The organism is Methylobacterium sp. WL64 (assembly GCF_008039945.1).
In the GTDB taxonomy this organism is placed as follows: domain Bacteria; phylum Pseudomonadota; class Alphaproteobacteria; order Rhizobiales; family Beijerinckiaceae; genus Methylobacterium.
In genome coordinates this window covers 1-454 of record NZ_VRVA01000341.1, presented here as the reverse complement: position 1 = coordinate 454, position 454 = coordinate 1, and the positions used below count along the sequence as shown (strand labels likewise).

General features: G+C 70.5%; 1 pseudogene. It reads right to left on the bottom strand.

Annotated elements, in window-relative coordinates:
• Positions 1 to 327: 327 nt before the first annotated feature.
• Positions 328 to 454: pseudogene (locus tag FV242_RS36000) on the bottom strand (porin family protein); the annotation flags it as partial.

The following is a 454-nucleotide window of genomic DNA, read 5'->3' as shown; positions in this document are numbered from 1 at the left end:
GCGCTGCAGAACATCCGCCAGGCCAGCCAGCAGACGGCGGCCGGCACCCGCGAGGTCGAGGCGGCCTCGGCCAACCTCACCGAACTCGCCCAGGCCCTCATGGCCCTGGCCGAACGCTACCGGCACTAAGGGCGGTACCGGTCCCGGGTCATCCGAGGCCGCGGCTCACCTTTGCGCAATGGAAAAACCCCGGGTGCCAGGGGCACCCGGGGTTCTGCACGGCCGGAGCGGCCGATTTGACCGGGCTGGGATGCCGAAGCGGCTCCCGGCCAAGACGACTTCCGGCGAAGACGACTCCCGGCGTTAAGGCCGGGAGCGTCGCGGGTCCTAGTACGAGCCGAACTTGTAGTTCAGGCCGGCGCGGACGACGGCGAACTCGTCGTCGCGGCGACCGATGGCGCTGTAGGCCACCGGGACGAGGTTGGCGGCGTTGACGACCAGGGCACCCTGGTTG